We start from the raw sequence: 16,606 nt of genomic DNA on the forward strand, positions 1-16,606 counted from the left end.
TTTGCGGCGTGTTCCGTGTGCTGTTCTACCGGCCGGAGATCCCCGGCAACACCGGCAACGCCATCCGGCTGGCCGCCAACACCGGCTGCGAGCTGCACCTGGCCGGGCCGCTCGGGTTCACGCTGAGCGAGCCGCACCTGCGCCGGGCCGGGCTGGACTACCACGACCTCGCCGTCGTCCGCGTGCACGACGACCTCGCCGCCGCCTGGAAGGCACTGCTGCCCGCGAAGGTGTACGCCTTCACCAGCCACGGCACCCGCTCCTACACCGACGTCGCCTACTCCCCCGGCGACGTGCTGCTGTTCGGGCAGGAGTCGGTCGGCCTGCCCGCCGAGGTACTCGGCTCCGCGGAGGTGACCGACCGGGTGCGGCTGCCGATGCGCTCGTCGTCGCGTTCGCTGAACCTGGCCAACACCGCCGCGGTCGCGGTCTACGAGGCGTGGCGGCAGAACGGCTTCGCCTGATGGACTTCGAGCGGTACCGCGCCGAACTGCGACGTCAGGGCCCCGGCAAAGTCCGGTCGCGGGCAGACGAGGTGGCTGGTCTCGAGCGTGGAACTCGCGTGCTTCGAGCCGGACGCTAGGGCAGACGCTGGCCGAGCACGAGGGACGCGGCGGCGGCCAGGAAGAGCACCAGCGTGCCCAGCAGCACCCACGGGCGGCTGGCGTCGGCCTGCTTGGTCTCGTAGCCGATCTGCTCGCCGAGGTCGGCGTAGACCTTGCGCAGCTCGTCGGCGGACGCGGCCTTGTAGAAGTCCCCGCCGGCGATGCGGGCGATCTCCTCCATCGCCTCGTCGTCGGCGGGCACCTCCTGCGCCTCGCCCTCGATGTCGACGACACCGTGCTGCGTGCCGAACGAGATCGTCGAGATCGGCACCTGCTTCTGCTTGGCCGCCTGCGCCGCCGTGTACGCGCCCCGCGGGTCGAACGGGTCCTGCGTCGGCACGGTCTGCTTGCCGTCGGTCATCAGCACGATCCGCGCGGGCGGCGGACCCTCCGCGCCACCGACGACCGCGGAGAAGCCCTCGATCGACTGCAGCGCCGCGAAGATGCCCTCCCCGGTTGCGGTGGACTGGGCCAGCTTCAGGTTGTCGATGGCCCGCACGACGCCGGTGCGCTCGGTGGTCGGCGGCACCAGCACGGTCGCCGTGCCCGCGAACGAGATCAGGCCCAGGTTCACCCCGGGGGTGAGCCCCTCGGCGAACGACTTGGCCGCGCCCTGAGCCGCGGTGATCCGGTTGGGCTGGATGTCGACGGCCTCCATGGACAGCGACACGTCGATCACCAGCATCACCGTGGCCCGGTTGCGCGGCACCTTCTGCTCCGCGGTCGGGCCGGCCAGCGCAACGGTCAGCAGCAGCAGCGACACCACCAGCAGCGCGGCGGGCACGTGCCGCTGCCAGCCCTGCCCCTTCGGCGCGACCTTCTCCAGCAGCTCCAGGTTGGTGAACCGCATCGTGCGCCGCTGCCGCAACCGCTGCGCGATCACGTACCCGGCGATCACCGCGGCGACCGCCAGCAGCAGCAGGAACCACCACGGCGCGGTGAAGCCGCTCATGCTCACGTCGTTCCCCCCGACCAGCCGCGCTTGCGCGACACCACGAACCGCACGGTGTCGGCGATCCAGTCCGAATCGGTGCGCAGCACCAGATGCCCGGCGCCCGCCCGGCGCAGCCCCAGCGCCACCTGCTCCCGGTGCTGCAGCGCCGCCGCACCGAACTCCTTGCGCAGCAACGGCGACGCGTGCACCTCACGCTGCCTGCCGCTCTCCGGGTCCGCCAGCACGACCGTGCCCACCTCGGGCAGGTCGACGTCACGCGGATCCAGCACCTCCACGCCGAGCAGGTCGTGCCGCGCGGACAGCGCCTTCAGCGGCCGCTGCCAGGACATGTCGCCGAGGAAGTCGGACACCACCACGGCCAGCCCCCGCCGACGCGGCGGGCGGCGCAGCTTCTCCACCAGCGACGCCAGGTCCCCGCGGGTGCCCTCGGTCGCCCTCGGCATGGTCGCCACCCTGCGGATCAGCCCGCGCGCGTGCGCGCTGCCGCCCCGCGCGGGTATCCGGACCGTCTCCGCGCCGTTGGTGATGATCGCGCCCAGCCGGTTGCCGCCACCCCCGGTCAGGTGCGCGACGGCCGCGACCGCGCACACCACCAGGTCCCGCTTCTCACACAGCGCGGTGCCGAAGTCCAGGCTGGCCGACAGGTCGGCGACCACCCAGGTCTCCAGCTCGCGGTCGGCGACCGTCTCCCGGATGTGCGCGGTGGTCGTGCGGGCGGTGACCGCCCAGTCCATCCGGCGCACGTCGTCACCGGGCTGGTACGGGCGGGCCTCCCCCGGTTCCGAGCCGGGCCCCGGCACCAGGCCGAGGTGGTTGCCCTGCAGCAGCCCGTCGAGGCGGCGCTTGACGTCGAGTTCCAGCGTGCGCAACCCGGCCTCCAGCCGGTCTCCCCGCAGCACCGGCGGGGCCCACGACGGCCGGTCCGCGGAGTCGTCCTTGGCGGCGAACATGACCCTCGGCCGTTACCTGCCCGGCGCGCCCGCGGGCACCGGGGGCTGCCCGCCCTGCGGCCGCGCCGACACCTGCGGCAGCGGCACGGTCTGCAGCACCCTGGTGATGATGTGGTCGAGCGGCACCCCGTCGGCCAGCGCGTCGTAGGACAGCACCAGGCGGTGCCGCAGCACGTCCGGCACGACGTCGACGACGTCCTGCGGCAGCACGTAGTCACGGCCACGCACCAGCGCCAGTGCCCGCGCGGCGGCGATGATGCCGAGGCTGGCCCGCGGGGACGCCCCGTAGGACACCCAGCCCGCCACGTCGGCCAGGCCGTGCTCGTTGGGGGTACGGGTGGTCAGCACCAGGCGGACGACGTAGTCGACCAGCGCGTGGTGCACGAAGACCTGCGAGGCGACGTTCTGCAGCCGGACCAGCTCGTCCGGGCTGAGCACCTCGTGCGGCTCCGGCGGCGTGACGCCCATCCGGTAGACGATCTCCCGCTCCTCCTCCGCCGAGGGGTACTCGACGACGATCTTGAACAGGAAGCGGTCACGCTGCGCCTCGGGCAGCGGGTAGACACCCTCGTTCTCGATCGGGTTCTGCGTCGCCAGCACCAGGAACGGGTCGGGCATCGGGAACGTCTTGCCGCCGATCGACACGTGCCGCTCGGCCATGACCTCCAGCATCGCCGACTGGACCTTGGCCGGCGCGCGGTTGATCTCGTCGGCGAGGACGAAGTTGGCCACCACCGGACCGAGCTCGACGTCGAACCGCTCGGAGCCCTGGCGGTAGATCCGGGTGCCGAGGATGTCCGCGGGGACGAGGTCGGGGGTGAACTGGACGCGGGAGAACGAGCCGCCGACGACCTTGGCGAACGTCTCCACCGCGAGGGTCTTGGCCACGCCCGGCACGCCCTCCAGCAGCAGGTGCCCCTTGGCCAGCAGGCCGACCAGCATCCGCTCGACGAGGCGGTCCTGCCCCACGATGATCCGCTTCACCTCGAACACGGTCCGCTCCAGCAGCTGGGCGTCCCGCGCGGGCGTTCCCGGTTGCTGTCCGCTCGCGGCCTCGGCGTAGCCGGGATCGGTCACGGGCTCCTCCTCGCTGGGCTGTGCACGGTCAGGACACGACCGTACGGCAGGGTAGCGACAGTCAACCGGTGGCCCGGTATGACGGCTGTGAAGGGGTCGTCACCCCTGGTCGCGCAGGCGGCGCAGGTCGTCCGGCGTGTCGACGTCGGCCGCCTCCCCCGGCAGCGCCACCACCTCCACAATGGACAAATCACCCAGCGTCCGGCGCAGTGACCGCCCGGCCGGGTCCGCGGGCAGCGCCGCTCGCAGGGCCGCGGCACGCCAGACACCGAGCAGCCACTGACGCCTGCCGTCCGCGTCGACCAGCACCGCCCCGTCGGCGGCGGCAGCCGCGGCCCGCAGGCGGTCCACAGTGGATGCCGTGACCCCGGCGAGGTCGCCCGCCAGCACGGCCAGCTCACCGTCGCCGGGCACGGCGGCGAGCCCCGCGGCCAGCGCCGCCACCGGTCCACCGCCGGGCGGGTCCTCCCGCGCCCAGCGCACCCCGGTGACGCCCGGCCGTGGCGGCCCGACGACCACGACGGGGTCCGCTCCGGCCAGCGCCGCGACCGCCCGGGCGAGCAGGCTCGAGCCGCCCACCTCCAGCAGGGGCTTGTCCTGCCCGCCCAGCCGTCGCGCGGCGCCGCCGGCGAGCACGATTCCGGCGAACATCAGTCGAACGGCCCGCGTACCGACTCGATCGTGTACTTGGCGATGTCGCCCGCCTCGATCGGGACGTCCAGCCGGGGCGCGTTCGCCACCGCCCGCCAGGCGGTCAGCGTCTCCTCGGACTCCCAGCGCTCGTACACGTTGACCCGGTCGTCCTCCAGCGGGTCGGCGGTGATGGCGAGGTCGTGGCAGCCCTCGGCAACCCTGGCGCGCCCCACCATCTCCTGGTGCGCGGCCACGTACTCGTCCCGCCGCTCCGCCGGGACGCGTGCCCAGCCCGCGATGATCAGCATGGCGTTCTCCTCGGTGTCGGTGACCATTTCACCCCACCGACGAACGGCGACCGGCGAGACGGACAGGTCAGCCGATCAGGCGCGTGGCGTACGGCATGATGCCGCCGTACCGCACCGGGGACACCTTCACCCGCGAGCCGGAGTGCGGTGCCTCGACCATCTGCCCGTTGCCGAGGTACAGCGCGACGTGGTGGATCCGGCCGCCGCGGCCCCAGAACAGCATGTCCCCGCGCCGCATCTGCGACAGCGGCACCTTGCGGCCGGCGTTGTACTGGTAGCCGCTGTAGTGCGGCAGGCCCTTCACGCCGGCGAACGCGTAGATCATCAGCCCGGAGCAGTCGAACCCGATCTTGCGGTAGTCACCGTGCGCGTCGGCCACGCCGCCGTCACGGATCCCCCTGGTCGGGCCGCTCTGGTTGCCGCCGCCCCAGGCGTAGACCACCCCGAGCTGCGACATCGCCCTGGCGATCACCGCCTCCACCGAGGCCCCGGCGGGCGCCGACGGGCGGTTGGCGGGACGGCCCGAGGGACGGCTCGGCGCGCTGTCCCCGCCGCTGGCCTGCGCCTGCGCGGCGGCGCGGCGTGCCGCCTCCTCTTCCTCGGCGGCCTTCTGCGCCTTCCACTGCTCGTAGCGGGTGCGCTGGCCCTCCAGTCCGCGCACGTGGTTCTGCGCCTCGAACAGGCGCCGTTCGACGGTGGTCTTCTCGGCTTCCAGCCGCGCCGCGGTCCCGGCCTGGTTCTGCTGCGCCGACACGGCCTCGGCCTGCGCGGTGTCCGCTGTGGACTTGGCAGCGACGGCCTCCGCCTGCCGCTGCTGGGCGATCTGCAGGCTGCGCCGCGCGGCGGCGTCGGCGTTGGCCTTCTCGGCCTGCGCCCTGCGCATGCCCTCCAGCGCGTTGATCTGCGTTCCGCTGACCGAGTCCAGCAGCTGCGCCCTGGCCAGCAGGTCCTTGGGGCTGTCGGCACCGATGTAGGCCGACATCGAGCCGATCGTGCTGCCCTGCCGGTAGCTGCCGGCGATGAACCGGTCCACCCGCGCCTGGGCCTCGGTGATCGCGCGGCCCGCCGCCTCGGACTGGGCACGCGCGGCCTCGGCGTCACGCTCGGCCTGCGCGGCCGCGTCCTGTGCGGTCTGGAGGTCGACCAGCGCCTTGTTGGCCTCCTCCATCTTGACCTCGACGTCGGCCTGCAGCTCGGTGAGCCGCGCCTCGGCCTGCGCGAGCTGGTTGGTGAGCGCGCCGACCTCACCGGCTCTGCCGTTGACGGCCGCGCGCCCGGCGTTGATGTCCGCGTCGCTCGGGTTCGGCGGGGGCGGCGGCACGGCCAGCGCGGCCGGCGCGACACCCATCAGCAGGGTGAAGCCCAGCGCGGTGACCGCCACACGGGCCGCGGCCCGGCGCACGGCGGTCTCACCCGTCACCGACCACCGCATGAAACCCACCTCCCACTCCCGTCACTCGCGCAAACTGTGCCACTTTTGTCACACCTTTACCAGTGATCACTCGCGAAACTGTTTGCGCATGAGTCACATTTCCCCGTACCGGGGGACCTTCCGGGCGCGATGACACTGGCAGTAACGTCTGCGCCCGGGGAGACAACAGGAGAGTCCATGTCGAACAGCCGCCCGGTCGTGCCGTACCTGTTCGCCGGCCTGGCCGTGTTCGGCCTGGTGGTGGCGGTGATCGGCACGTTCCTGCCGTGGCTGCGGTCCGGGAACGTCCGGCGGTCCAGCTACGAGACGGCGGGGCTGGCCGACCAGTTCGGCCTGCTCGACGGCACGGTGGGCGCCACCCTGCTGGGCGGCTGGGTCGCGCTTCCCGTTCTCGGTGCCGCGTGTGCCGGGCTGTTCGCATTGCGGCTGCTGCGCACCGCGGCCGTATTCACCGTCATTTTCTCGCTTCTGGTGGGAACCGTCGCGGTGGCGGCGACCGTCAGAGGGGGCGCAGGCAACGGCATCATCGGCGTCGTCTCCACCGGTCCCATGACCAGTACCGTCGGCACCATTCTCGCCTTGGCCGGCGCGATCGGCGTGGCGTGCACCGCGCGGTTCGCCCGGCGGGGGGCAACGGCAGGAGCAGGAGTGCAACCGTGACGTATCCAGGTCCCGAGGGCCAGTGGCAGTCCCAGCAGGGGCAGCCCTACCAGCCCCAGCAGGGTTACCAGCCCCAGCAACCGCAGTACGGCTACGACCCGGCCCAGTCCGGCTACTACCAGCAGCCGTCCGGCGCCTACCCGGTGCAGCAGCCCGAGCCGCCGCGCCGCAGCCGTAAGGGCCTGGTCATCGGCCTGGTCGTCGCGCTGGTCGTGCTGCTCGGCGGTGGTGGCACCTGGTTCGCGCTGTCGCAGAGCGGCGGCGGAGCCGACACACCACGCGAGGCGGCCATGAACCTCGCGACGTCCATCGGCAACGGTGACGTCGTCGGGATGCTGAGCACCCTCGCCCCCGCCGAGGCCGCGTTGTTCACCGACCCGGTCGAGGAGGCGGTCGCCGAGCTCAAGCGGCTGCAGATCCTGCAGCCCAACGCCGACCCGAAGGCACTGTCCGGCGTCCAGATCAAGACCGAGAACCTGACCTTCGACGACGCCGCGGCCCAGCAGGTCAACGACCATCTGACGATCACCAAGCTCACCGGCGGCACGATCACCATCAACGCCGACCTCACCAAGGTCCCGTTCGCCAAGGACTTCCTGGACGCCACCATGCGCGGCAGGCAGGAGCAGAACCAGACCGAGACCATCGACATCGCCGAGCACGTCCGCGAGACCGGCGAGCCCATCCGCATCGCCACCGTGCAGGTGGACGGCAGCTGGTACCCCAGCATGCTCTACACGATCGCCGACTACGGGCTGCTGGAGGAGAAGAAGCCCTGGCCGGCGCAGGGCATCCCGGCCAACGGCGCCGCCTCGTCCAACGACGCGGTCAAAGAGCTGGCGCAGGCCGTGCTCGACGCCGACATCCGCCGCGTGATCGAGCTGCTGCCGCCGGACGAGATGGCCGTGCTGCACGACGTCGGCCCGGCCATCCTGGAGGAGGCCGGCCGTGCCGAGCCGATCGGCGGGAAGATCCTGGACCTGACCACGACGAGCAGCTCGGTCAGCGGCGGCACCCGGGCCACGCTCGCCTCGCTCGAGGTGGAGTCCCCCGACGGCGACCGGTTCTCCATCCGCAAGGACGGCGACTGCTACTCGGCTACGGCCCAGGGCCGCACCGAGCGGATCTGTGCCGACCAGCTGCCCGCTCTGTTCGAGCAGAACGCGGGCCGGCGCGGCATCCTGCCGCCCGAGGTCGTGCAGGTGGTGCAGAGCCTGGCCACCGGCGTGTTCAAGCAGGGCATCGGCGTCATCACCACCGAGGTGGAGGGCAAGCACTACGTCAGCCCGATCCGCAGCCTCACCGAGCAGGGCATGACCGTGCTGCGCAGCCTCAAGCCCGAGGACATCAAGGCACTGATGAACCTGGCGAGGTAAGCCACCCGCCTCCCGCGGGCCGCACGGCACGTGAAGGCCACCTTCGTTACGTGAGACGTGGTGAAGGTGGCCTTCACGTGCTTGTGGGTACCGGCGCCGCCGACACGCCGGAGACGGCCGAGGTTGAAACCTAAAAAGGACAGGCGTACTGTTTGGGGTGCGAGCACTGGCGCTCCCCCGTCCGCAGGGGGCCGGTGCCGGTACGAAAGACTCGGCCGTGGTTGACCCGAACAACCGCACGCCCGAACAACCGAACTGACCGGGACTCACCACACGTCCCATGCCCTTGGAGACTGATGTGCCTGATGTGACCGCACCTGCCAGCAAGGACAGCTTCGGCGCACGCGACACGCTCAACGTCGGTGACGCCTCGTACGAGATCTTCCGACTGGACAAGGTCGAGGGCGCTCAGCGGCTGCCGTACAGCCTCAAGATCCTGCTGGAGAACCTGCTCCGCACCGAGGACGGCGCGAACATCACCGCCGACCACATCCGCGCGCTCGGCGGCTGGGACCCGTCCGCGGACCCGTCGACGGAGATCCAGTTCACCCCGGCCCGGGTGATCATGCAGGACTTCACCGGCGTCCCCTGCGTCGTCGACCTGGCCACGATGCGGGAGGCCGTCGCCGACCTCGGTGGCGACCCCGACCGGGTCAACCCGCTCGCCCCCGCCGAGCTGGTCATCGACCACTCGGTGATCATCGACATCTTCGGCCGCGCCGACGCGTTCGAGCGCAACGTCGAGATCGAGTACGAGCGCAACCGCGAGCGCTACCAGTTCCTGCGCTGGGGCCAGGGCGCCTTCGACGAGTTCAAGGTCGTCCCGCCGGGCACCGGCATCGTGCACCAGGTCAACATCGAGCACCTGGCCCGCACCGTGATGGCCCGCGGCGGCCAGGCCTACCCGGACTCGTGCGTCGGCACCGACTCGCACACCACGATGGTCAACGGCCTGGGCGTGCTGGGCTGGGGCGTCGGCGGCATCGAGGCCGAGGCGGCCATGCTCGGCCAGCCGGTGTCGATGCTCATCCCGCGTGTGGTCGGCTTCAAGCTCAGCGGCGAGATCCCGGCCGGTGTCACCGCGACCGACGTCGTGCTGACGATCACCGAGATGCTGCGCCGCCACGGCGTGGTCGGCAAGTTCGTCGAGTTCTACGGCGAGAGCGTCGGCGCCGTGCCGCTGGCCAACCGCGCCACCATCGGCAACATGAGCCCCGAGTTCGGCTCCACCGCCGCGATCTTCCCGATCGACGACGAGACCGTCCGCTACCTCAAGCTGACCGGCCGCTCCCCCGAGCAGGTGGCGCTGGTCGAGGCCTACGCCAAGGAGCAGGGCCTCTGGCACGACCCGTCGCACGAGGCGGAGTACTCCGAGTACATCGAGCTGGACCTGTCGACGGTCGTCCCGTCCATCGCCGGGCCGAAGCGCCCGCAGGACCGCATCGAGCTGACCGACGCCAAGTCGTCGTTCCGCAAGTCGGTGCACGACTACGTCGAGGAGCAGTACCCGGCGCCGCACACCAACGTCGACGAGGCCGTCGAGGAGACCTTCCCGGCCAGCGACCCGGCCGCCCTCTCGTTCGCCGACGAGGACGCCGTGCCCGTGCAGTCGGCCGCCAACGGCGCGTCCGGCCGGCCGACCAAGCCGGTGCGGGTGCGCTCCGACGAGCGCGGCGAGTTCGTGCTCGACCACGGCGCCGTGGTGATCGCATCGATCACCTCCTGCACCAACACCTCCAACCCGTCGGTCATGCTGGGTGCCGCGCTGCTGGCCCGCAACGCCGTCGACAAGGGCCTATCGGTCAAGCCGTGGGTGAAGACCTCGATGGCCCCGGGCTCGCAGGTGGTCACCGACTACTACGAGAAGGCCGGCCTGTGGCCATACCTGGAGAAGCTCGGCTACCACCTGGTCGGCTACGGCTGCACCACCTGCATCGGCAACTCCGGCCCGCTGCCCGAGGAGGTCTCGGCCGCGGTGCAGGAGAACGACCTGACCGTCGTGTCGGTGCTGTCCGGCAACCGGAACTTCGAGGGCCGGATCAACCCCGACGTCAAGATGAACTACCTGGCCTCGCCGCCGCTGGTCATCGCCTACGCGCTGGCCGGCACGATGGACTTCGACTTCGACGAGCAGCCGCTGGGCCAGGACAAGGACGGCAACGACGTCTTCCTGCGCGACATCTGGCCCTCGCCGCAGGAGATCCAGGAGACCATCGACTCGGCCATCACCCAGGAGATGTTCGCCAAGGACTACGCGGACGTGTTCGACGGCGGTGAGCGCTGGAAGTCGCTGCCCACGCCCGAGGGCAAGACGTTCGAGTGGGACCCGGAGTCGACCTACGTGCGCAAGCCCCCGTACTTCGAGGGCATGGGCGCGCAGCCCGCTCCGGTCCAGGACATCACCGGGGCGCGGGTGCTGGCGAAGCTGGGCGACTCGGTCACCACCGACCACATCTCCCCCGCCGGCGCCATCAAGGCCGACACCCCCGCCGGGCAGTACCTCACCGAGCACGGCATCGACCGCAAGGACTTCAACTCCTACGGTTCCCGCCGTGGCAACCACGAGGTGATGATCCGCGGGACGTTCGCCAACATCCGGCTGCGCAACCAGCTGCTCGACGACGTGCAGGGCGGCTACACGCGGGACTTCACCCAGGAGGGCGGCCCGCAGTCGTTCATCTACGACGCCGCGCAGAACTACGCCGCCGCGGGCATCCCGCTGGTGGTGCTGGGCGGCAAGGAGTACGGCTCCGGTTCGTCGCGGGACTGGGCGGCCAAGGGCACCTCGCTGCTGGGCGTGCGGGCGGTGATCACCGAGTCGTTCGAGCGGATCCACCGGTCCAACCTCATCGGCATGGGCGTCATCCCGCTGCAGTTCCCGGAGGGCGAGTCGGCCAAGTCGCTGGGCCTGGACGGCACGGAGACCTTCGACATCGCCGGGATCACCAAGCTCAACGAGGGTGAGACCCCGCGGACGGTGCACGTCACCGCCACGAAGGAGGACGGCTCGAAGGTGGAGTTCGACGCGACGGTCCGCATCGACACCCCCGGTGAGGCCGACTACTACCGCAACGGCGGCATCCTGCAGTACGTGCTGCGGAAGATGACCGCCTGACGACGGCGCGAAGCACGTGAAGGCCACCTTCAGCACGTCTGACGTGGTGAAGGTGGCCTTCACGTGCCCGGAACGGAGGGCGACGTGACGACGGGGCTGCTCGTCGCGGGGCTGGTGGTGCTGGTCGGCGCACTGGTGCAGGGCGCCGTCGGCTACGGGATGAACCTGATCGCCGCCCCGCTGCTCACCCTGCTCGACCCGGCGCTCGTGCCCACGCCGCTGCTGCTCATCGCCAGCACCCACGCCGTGCTGGCCGTGCTGCGGGAACGGGGTTCGACCGACTGGCCGGGCGTCGGCTGGGTGATGGTCGGGCGGCTGCCCGGCACCGCGCTGGGCGTGCTGGCGGTGGCGACGCTGCCGCACGGGCCGTTCGGCGCGGTGGTCGGGGTCGCGGTGCTGGTCTGCGTGCTGCTGTCGGTCACCAGCTGGCACCCGCGCCCGGTCGCCGGCCCGCTCGTCGTCGCCGGGGTCGCCGCGGGCGCACTGGGCACGGCGGTCTCGATCGGCGGGCCGCCGGTCGCGCTGCTGTACCAGCACTCCGAGGGTGCCCGCATCCGCGCGACGCTGGCCGCGGTGTTCGCGCTCGGGTCCACCATGTCGGTGATCGGACTGGTCATCGCGGGCCAGGTCACCGTGGCGCACCTGATCGCCGCGGCGTGGCTGGTGCCGTTCCTGGTGGCCGGGTTCGCGCTGTCGTCGCGCGCGCGGCGGATCCTCGACGCCGGCCGGATGCGCACGGCGGTACTGACGGTCGCCGTGGCCAGCTCGATCGCGCTCATCGTGCGGTCGGCGCTCGGCTAACCTGGACCGATGCGACGGCGGTCCTGGACGTCCCTGCTGCCCTACCTGATCGCCCTGGTGGTCGTCGGCACGCCGAGTGCGATCCTGATCGCGCGGTACGGTGACTTCTCCTCCTCGGACGCCCCGCCGGACACGCCCTGCCCGCCGCACGGCACCGGCGACGCCGTGCCCGGCTCGGCGCTGGCGGCGACGGCGGCACCGTACGCCGGGCCCGCCCCGCATCCGATCGCCGTCTACACGGTGGACTACCTCGCGACCAGGTCGGCCATACCGCTCCCACCCGGGTGGGAGCCCGCGAGCGGGCGTCCCGCCCAGCTCGTCGCCTGCCAGTACCCAGGGACCACGGGTGGCCCGATCGGCACGAGCTGCTCGTTCACCTCCGGCGACGGACAGGTGACGCTACCCATGCACCACCAGACCTACCGCTTCCGGGTGTACGAGGCGAAGACGGCCGAACCGGTGACCGAGCTGGAGGTGCCCGGCACGAGCACCACCTGCCCGCACCAGCAGTGGGTGACCTACCGCGACGGCAAGCCCGACCCCGGCAGTGTCGTGGCCGGGCTCGACGCCGAGCGGGTCGTGCGGGCGCTGCGCCCGGTCGTGGAGGCCACCTTCAGCACGTGAACCGTGCTGAAGGTGGCCGTACCCGTGACTAGGCCGCGTTTCACAAGTCACGTTCGCGGTCTTCGCGCCCAGGCGGCCCCTGGACGGCACGGGCGGATGCGCCCGAGTACGGCCCAGTACGAGGGCGATCCGCCCGCACCGCCAGGAACCACCTGGATCACGAAGCCCATCGAACAGACTTATGAAACACGGCCTAGGCGGGTGAGCCGAACGGCGCCGCGTCCGGCTTGTACACCTGGCCCGGCGCCGGCGCCGTCAGGTTGATCAGGTACGCGGCGGTCAGGTCGTCGACCGGCTTGGAGTCACCCAGGATGCAGTGACCGTGGGCGTCCACCGACACCAGGCGGGCGTTGCCAAGCTGGCTGGCCATGCGGCGGGAGAACTCGTACTGCGTGGCCGGGTCGTAGTAGTTGCCGATCACGATGACCGGGTTCTCCGTCTCGGCGTTCCACGGGCCGCGGTAGACGTCCTCCTTGCCCGGCCACACCGGGCAGGCGGCGGCGTCGGAGAACGCCTGGCTGCGGCCGAACGTCGGCGACTCCCGCTCCCACTGCGCGGCGATCGCGGGCAGCCGCTCCTGCCGGTGCCGGAACAGCTTGTCCGAGCAGTTCACTGCGAAGTACGAGTCGTCGGAGGTGTACGGCGTGTCCGGCTCGACGTCGTAGCGCTGGAACCGTGTCTGTCCGCTGAGGACGGACACGTCGGCGGCGGCCACCTTCGACTTCGCCGCGGGCGCGGACGACGGGTGCAGGACCTCGTAGAGTTCCTGCAGCTGCTCGGCCAGCGACGGGAAGCCGGCCGGGTTGTACAGCGTCCTGGACACCCCACCGGTGAAGCTGTGGATGGTGACCGATCCGCCGCCGGGCAGGGTGATCGGCTGCTTGCGCAGGTGGTCACGCAGCTCGTCGAACTTCTGCCGCGGCTGCCCGGGGCTGAACGCGCACCGGGGGCCGGCCGCCGTGCACTCGGTGAGGAACCCGGTCAGCGACGTCTCGAAGCCGCGGGCCCGCTCGCGGTCGTACTGCAGGCCGTCCCGCGTGCGCAGTTCGGGGTCGACGTTGCCGTCGAGCACCAGCGCCCGCGCGTTGCGCGGGAACATGTTGGCGTAGGTCGAGCCGATCAGCGTGCCGTAGGAGAAGCCGACGAAGTTCAGCTTCGCGTCACCGGCCGCGGCGCGCAGCACGTCCAGGTCACGCACCACGTCCTTGGTGGACATGTGGTTCAGCAGCGTGCCCGCGTTGCGCTTGCAGAAGTCGCCGTAGTCGCGGAACGCGGTCAGCGAGTCGGAGATCTCGGTGCGCGACAGCGGCACGTTGACCTGCCTGGCGAACACCTCGTCGTAGTCCTCGGCGGTGGTGAAGCAGCGCAGCGGGTTGCTGCGGCCGACCCCGCGCGGGTCGAACCCGATGATGTCGAACCGGTCGAGGACGTCGGCGTTGAAGATGTTGTGCGCGCCGACCGGCATCGTGTAGCCCGAGCCGCCGGGGCCGCCGGGGTTGAGGAACAGCGAGCCGATCTTCGTGTCCGGCTTGGCCGCGGCACGGCGCAGCAGCGCGATGTCGATCGTGCCCAGCGCGGCGTTGTCGTGGTCGATCGGCACCCGGTAGTAGGCGCAGCTGTACTGCTTGGCCTGCTCCGGCGGCAGGCTCGGCGGCAGCGTGCCCTGCGGGCAGGCGTTCCATTTGATCGGCGTCGTGGCCGCCACGTCGGCGGCCCGTACCGCGGGCTCGGCCGCGGCGGTCCCCACCGTGGCTGGCAGCCCCACCACGGCCAGCGCGGCCGTCAGCGCGCCGACCGCCGCCCTACGTTTGGTCTTCAACACAGAGGATCCCCTTTCTGCCTCAGCGTGCCGAAGACTTCCACAGCGTGTCCGGCCGGTGACCCGCCGAAAGGATGGGTTAACACTATTCGGGGTACCGTCCGGTGAGGACAAAGATTGGCAGGCGCCGTCCGGCGAGCCGCCGCTCCATGGCGTAGCCCGGCCAGAACCGCACGAGCCGGGGCCACCACGCGTCGTACTCCTCCCCGGTGACCTCGCGGGCCAGCACCGGGACCGCCCTGCCACGCAGCAGCACCGTCGCCTCCGGGCAGGCCCGCAGGTTGTGCGCCCAGCCCGGGTCGTTCGGTTTGCCCCAGTTCGACGCGACCAGCACGTAGTCCTCGCCGTCGGGGCAGTACAGCAGGTTGCTGGCGCGGCGCAGGCCGCTGCGCCGCCCGGTGGTCTCCAGCCGCAGCGACGGCAGGCCGGCGAGGTCGAGCAGGGCGAGCCTGCCCCGGGTGACGCGGTGCAGCCAGTGGTCGACAGCCGGCACCCAGGGCGCGATCCGCATCAGCCACGGCCGGGTGCCCAGTGCCCTGGCGACCGGGGCCAGCGGGCTACGCACCGCCGTCGGTCAGCCGGCCGAGCGAGAGGCCGAACCGCTCCTGCGAGTCGGTCCACCAGCGGTGCTGCTCGAACCCGGCCCCGGCCAGCTCGGCCGCCACGCCCTCGGCGCGGAACTTCGCCGAGATCTCCGTGCGAACCTCCTCACCGGCGTCGAACGCGACCTCCAGCCCCGCCCCGGGAATCCGCACGGTCATCGCCTCCCTGGCCCGCAGCCGCATCTCGATCCACTCCTCCCGCGCGTCCCACACCGCGACGTGCTCGAAGGCGCCGGGCCGGAAGTCCGCCCCCAGCCGGGCGTTGATCACGTGCAGCACGTTGCGGTTGAACGCCGCCGTGACGCCCTGGTCGTCATCGTAGGCCCGGACCAGCACGCCGGGGTCCTTGACCAGGTCGGTGCCGAGCAGCAGCCACTCCCCCGGCGCCAGCGCCCCGGCGACGTTGCTGAGGAACTTGGCCCGTTCGGCAGGCAGCAGGTTCCCGATCGTGCCGCCGAGGAACACGACCATCCGGGGTGCCGCGCCGGGCAGCACGCCGAGCTGGTCGGTGAAGTCGCCGACCACGCCGCGGACGCGCAGGCCGGGATAGTCGGCCGAGATGGCCGCGGCGGCGGCGTCCAGCGCGGAGGCGGACACGTCCAGCGGCGCGAACTCGGTGAGCGTGCCGTGCGCGGTGAGCGCGTCCAGCAGCAACCGGGTCTTCTCGCTGGACCCCGAACCGAGCTCGACCAGCGTCGCGGTGCCGGTCTCCCTCGCGATCGCGGCGGACTCCCGGTCCAGGATCTCCCGCTCGGCCCTGGTCGGGTAGTACTCGGGCAGCTCGGTGATCCGCTCGAACAGGTCACTGCCGGTGGCGTCGTAAAACCACTTCGACGGCAGCCACTTGCGTTCGGCGGACAGCCCGACCCGGACGTCGGTGCGCAGGGCTTCGGTGAGGGTCACGGGGTCTCCACTTCGATCGGGGCGACGGTCAGGTCGCCGCCTCGGGCATGCACCAGGTGCCGGTCGGGCACCGGCGTCCAGCCGGGATGGTCGTCGAACGGTTCGGACGCGATCAGCACCGCGCCGTCGGCGGTCAGGACGGACAGGGCGTGTGTCCACGCGGTGGCGACCAGCTGCTCGCCGTCGGTCAGCAGCAGGTTCAGGCGCGAACCCGGGGCGGCGGCCTCGACGTCGGCGACCAGCTCGGCCACCGCCTTGACCGCCGGCACCCCGGCGTCCAGCCGGGCCCGCAGCAGCGCCCACAGCAGTGCCGAGTCGGTGGTGGCCTCCAGGGTGAGCAGCTCGGTCACCGGGAGCCTGCCCGCCAGGGCCGCCATCGAGCCGGGCCAGCCGCGGACGAGCCCGTTGTGGCTGAACAGCCAGCGGCCACCCTCGAACGGCGCGCACGCCGACTCGGCCACCGGCATGCCCACCGTCGCCGAGCGCACCGCGGCCAGGAATGCCGTGCTGTGCAACGAAGCCGCCAGCGCGGGCAGGGCGCTGTCGGTCCACAGTGGATTGGGACGGCGGTAGCGGACCGGCTCACCACCGGCGTACCAGCCGAGGCCGAAGCCGTCGGCGTTGACCGAGCCCCCGCCACGCATGTCGGCGGGGGCGTAGGACTGGCGCAGCAACGAGTGCGGCGCCTCCAGCAGTGGTCCCGCGGGTGAGCGGGGCGGGCCCAGGTAGGCCAGGTGCCTGCACAC

At 71.7% G+C, this 16,606-nt stretch carries 16 protein-coding genes; 6 read left to right on the top strand and 10 right to left on the bottom strand.

What is annotated here, in order from left to right:
• The first annotated feature begins 8 nt into the window (after positions 1-8).
• Entirely contained in the window at positions 9-464 is a 456-nt protein-coding gene (locus tag EWH70_RS11075) for a tRNA (cytidine(34)-2'-O)-methyltransferase (RefSeq protein WP_130475239.1), read from the top strand.
• 115 nt (positions 465-579) lie between these two features.
• On the opposite strand, the gene EWH70_RS11080 is transcribed toward EWH70_RS11075, so the two are convergent.
• The 6 genes from EWH70_RS11080 to EWH70_RS11105 form a co-directional block, all read right to left on the bottom strand.
• The gene (locus tag EWH70_RS11080; protein WP_130475240.1) at positions 580-1,563 is read right to left on the bottom strand and encodes a VWA domain-containing protein; all 984 of its coding nucleotides are present in this window, start codon (positions 1,561-1,563) and stop codon (positions 580-582) included.
• A complete protein-coding gene (locus EWH70_RS11085; protein ID WP_130475241.1) occupies positions 1,560-2,510 on the bottom strand; it encodes a DUF58 domain-containing protein in 951 nt (316 codons plus the stop codon). Before EWH70_RS11085 ends, EWH70_RS11080 begins: the two co-directional genes overlap by 4 nt.
• 12 nt (positions 2,511-2,522) lie before the next feature.
• A complete protein-coding gene (locus EWH70_RS11090) occupies positions 2,523-3,587 on the bottom strand; it encodes an AAA family ATPase (protein ID WP_130475242.1) in 1,065 nt (354 codons plus the stop codon).
• Positions 3,588-3,686: 99 nt separating this feature from the next.
• Positions 3,687-4,238 (bottom strand): molybdenum cofactor guanylyltransferase, encoded by a 552-nt coding sequence (gene mobA, locus EWH70_RS11095; RefSeq protein ID WP_205669086.1) that lies wholly within the window; start codon positions 4,236-4,238, stop codon positions 3,687-3,689.
• Positions 4,238-4,555, bottom strand: coding sequence for a putative quinol monooxygenase (locus EWH70_RS11100; RefSeq protein WP_240686927.1), 318 nt, complete (start codon positions 4,553-4,555; stop codon positions 4,238-4,240). The genes mobA and EWH70_RS11100 overlap by 1 nt, the downstream gene beginning before the upstream one ends.
• A 40-nt stretch (positions 4,556-4,595) precedes the next feature.
• Positions 4,596-5,960, bottom strand: coding sequence for an NlpC/P60 family protein (locus EWH70_RS11105; protein ID WP_130475244.1), 1,365 nt, complete (start codon positions 5,958-5,960; stop codon positions 4,596-4,598).
• 177 nt (positions 5,961-6,137) lie between these two features.
• Between EWH70_RS11105 and EWH70_RS11110 the strand changes: the two genes are divergently transcribed.
• The 5 genes from EWH70_RS11110 (at position 6,138) to EWH70_RS11130 (ending at position 12,536) form a co-directional block, all read left to right on the top strand.
• Complete coding sequence (locus EWH70_RS11110) at positions 6,138-6,620, top strand: hypothetical protein (protein ID WP_130475245.1); 483 nt, start codon at positions 6,138-6,140, stop codon at positions 6,618-6,620.
• Positions 6,617-7,996 carry a flagellar basal body protein FliL gene (locus EWH70_RS11115; protein WP_130475246.1) on the top strand — a complete coding sequence of 460 codons (1,380 nt, stop codon included), beginning with the start codon at positions 6,617-6,619 and terminating at the stop codon, positions 7,994-7,996. Before EWH70_RS11110 ends, EWH70_RS11115 begins: the two co-directional genes overlap by 4 nt.
• Before the next feature lie 280 nt (positions 7,997-8,276).
• A complete protein-coding gene (gene acnA / locus EWH70_RS11120; protein ID WP_205669087.1) occupies positions 8,277-11,111 on the top strand; it encodes an aconitate hydratase AcnA in 2,835 nt (944 codons plus the stop codon).
• A 63-nt stretch (positions 11,112-11,174) separates the two neighbouring features.
• On the top strand, positions 11,175-11,912 hold the full coding sequence (locus EWH70_RS11125) for a sulfite exporter TauE/SafE family protein (RefSeq protein ID WP_240686928.1): 738 nt from the start codon (positions 11,175-11,177) through the stop codon (positions 11,910-11,912).
• Between the two features lie 9 nt (positions 11,913-11,921).
• Positions 11,922-12,536 (top strand): hypothetical protein, encoded by a 615-nt coding sequence (locus tag EWH70_RS11130; RefSeq protein ID WP_130475248.1) that lies wholly within the window; start codon positions 11,922-11,924, stop codon positions 12,534-12,536.
• 193 nt (positions 12,537-12,729) lie between these two features.
• On the opposite strand, the gene EWH70_RS11135 is transcribed toward EWH70_RS11130, so the two are convergent.
• The 4 genes from EWH70_RS11135 to egtC form a co-directional block, all read right to left on the bottom strand.
• Positions 12,730-14,358: an alpha/beta hydrolase gene (locus EWH70_RS11135; protein ID WP_420809050.1), complete on the bottom strand. Its 1,629-nt coding sequence runs from the start codon at positions 14,356-14,358 to the stop codon at positions 12,730-12,732.
• Between the two features lie 82 nt (positions 14,359-14,440).
• Positions 14,441-14,920, bottom strand: a complete 480-nt coding sequence (locus tag EWH70_RS11140) for a nitroreductase family deazaflavin-dependent oxidoreductase (protein ID WP_205669088.1) — start codon at positions 14,918-14,920, stop codon at positions 14,441-14,443.
• A complete protein-coding gene (gene egtD / locus EWH70_RS11145; RefSeq protein WP_205669089.1) occupies positions 14,913-15,860 on the bottom strand; it encodes an L-histidine N(alpha)-methyltransferase in 948 nt (315 codons plus the stop codon). Before egtD ends, EWH70_RS11140 begins: the two co-directional genes overlap by 8 nt.
• Positions 15,857-16,606 carry an ergothioneine biosynthesis protein EgtC gene (gene egtC, locus EWH70_RS11150; RefSeq protein WP_130475249.1) on the bottom strand — a complete coding sequence of 250 codons (750 nt, stop codon included), beginning with the start codon at positions 16,604-16,606 and terminating at the stop codon, positions 15,857-15,859. The genes egtD and egtC overlap by 4 nt, the downstream gene beginning before the upstream one ends.

The organism is Amycolatopsis suaedae (assembly GCF_004214935.1).
Lineage (GTDB): Bacteria > Actinomycetota > Actinomycetes > Mycobacteriales > Pseudonocardiaceae > Amycolatopsis > Amycolatopsis suaedae.

What these genes read in the sequence shown, in the direction of transcription:
- EWH70_RS11130 (WP_130475248.1), top strand. Translation starts at nt 11,922, where the DNA reads ATGCGACGGCGGTCCTGGACGTCCCTGCTGCCCTACCTGATCGCCCTG.
- EWH70_RS11085 (WP_130475241.1), bottom strand. Translation starts at nt 2,510, where the DNA reads ATGTTCGCCGCCAAGGACGACTCCGCGGACCGGCCGTCGTGGGCCCCG.
- EWH70_RS11105 (WP_130475244.1), bottom strand. Translation starts at nt 5,960, where the DNA reads ATGCGGTGGTCGGTGACGGGTGAGACCGCCGTGCGCCGGGCCGCGGCC.
- mobA (WP_205669086.1), bottom strand. Translation starts at nt 4,238, where the DNA reads ATGTTCGCCGGAATCGTGCTCGCCGGCGGCGCCGCGCGACGGCTGGGC.
- EWH70_RS11100 (WP_240686927.1), bottom strand. Translation starts at nt 4,555, where the DNA reads ATGGTCACCGACACCGAGGAGAACGCCATGCTGATCATCGCGGGCTGG.
- acnA (WP_205669087.1), top strand. Translation starts at nt 8,277, where the DNA reads ATGCCCTTGGAGACTGATGTGCCTGATGTGACCGCACCTGCCAGCAAG.
- EWH70_RS11110 (WP_130475245.1), top strand. Translation starts at nt 6,138, where the DNA reads ATGTCGAACAGCCGCCCGGTCGTGCCGTACCTGTTCGCCGGCCTGGCC.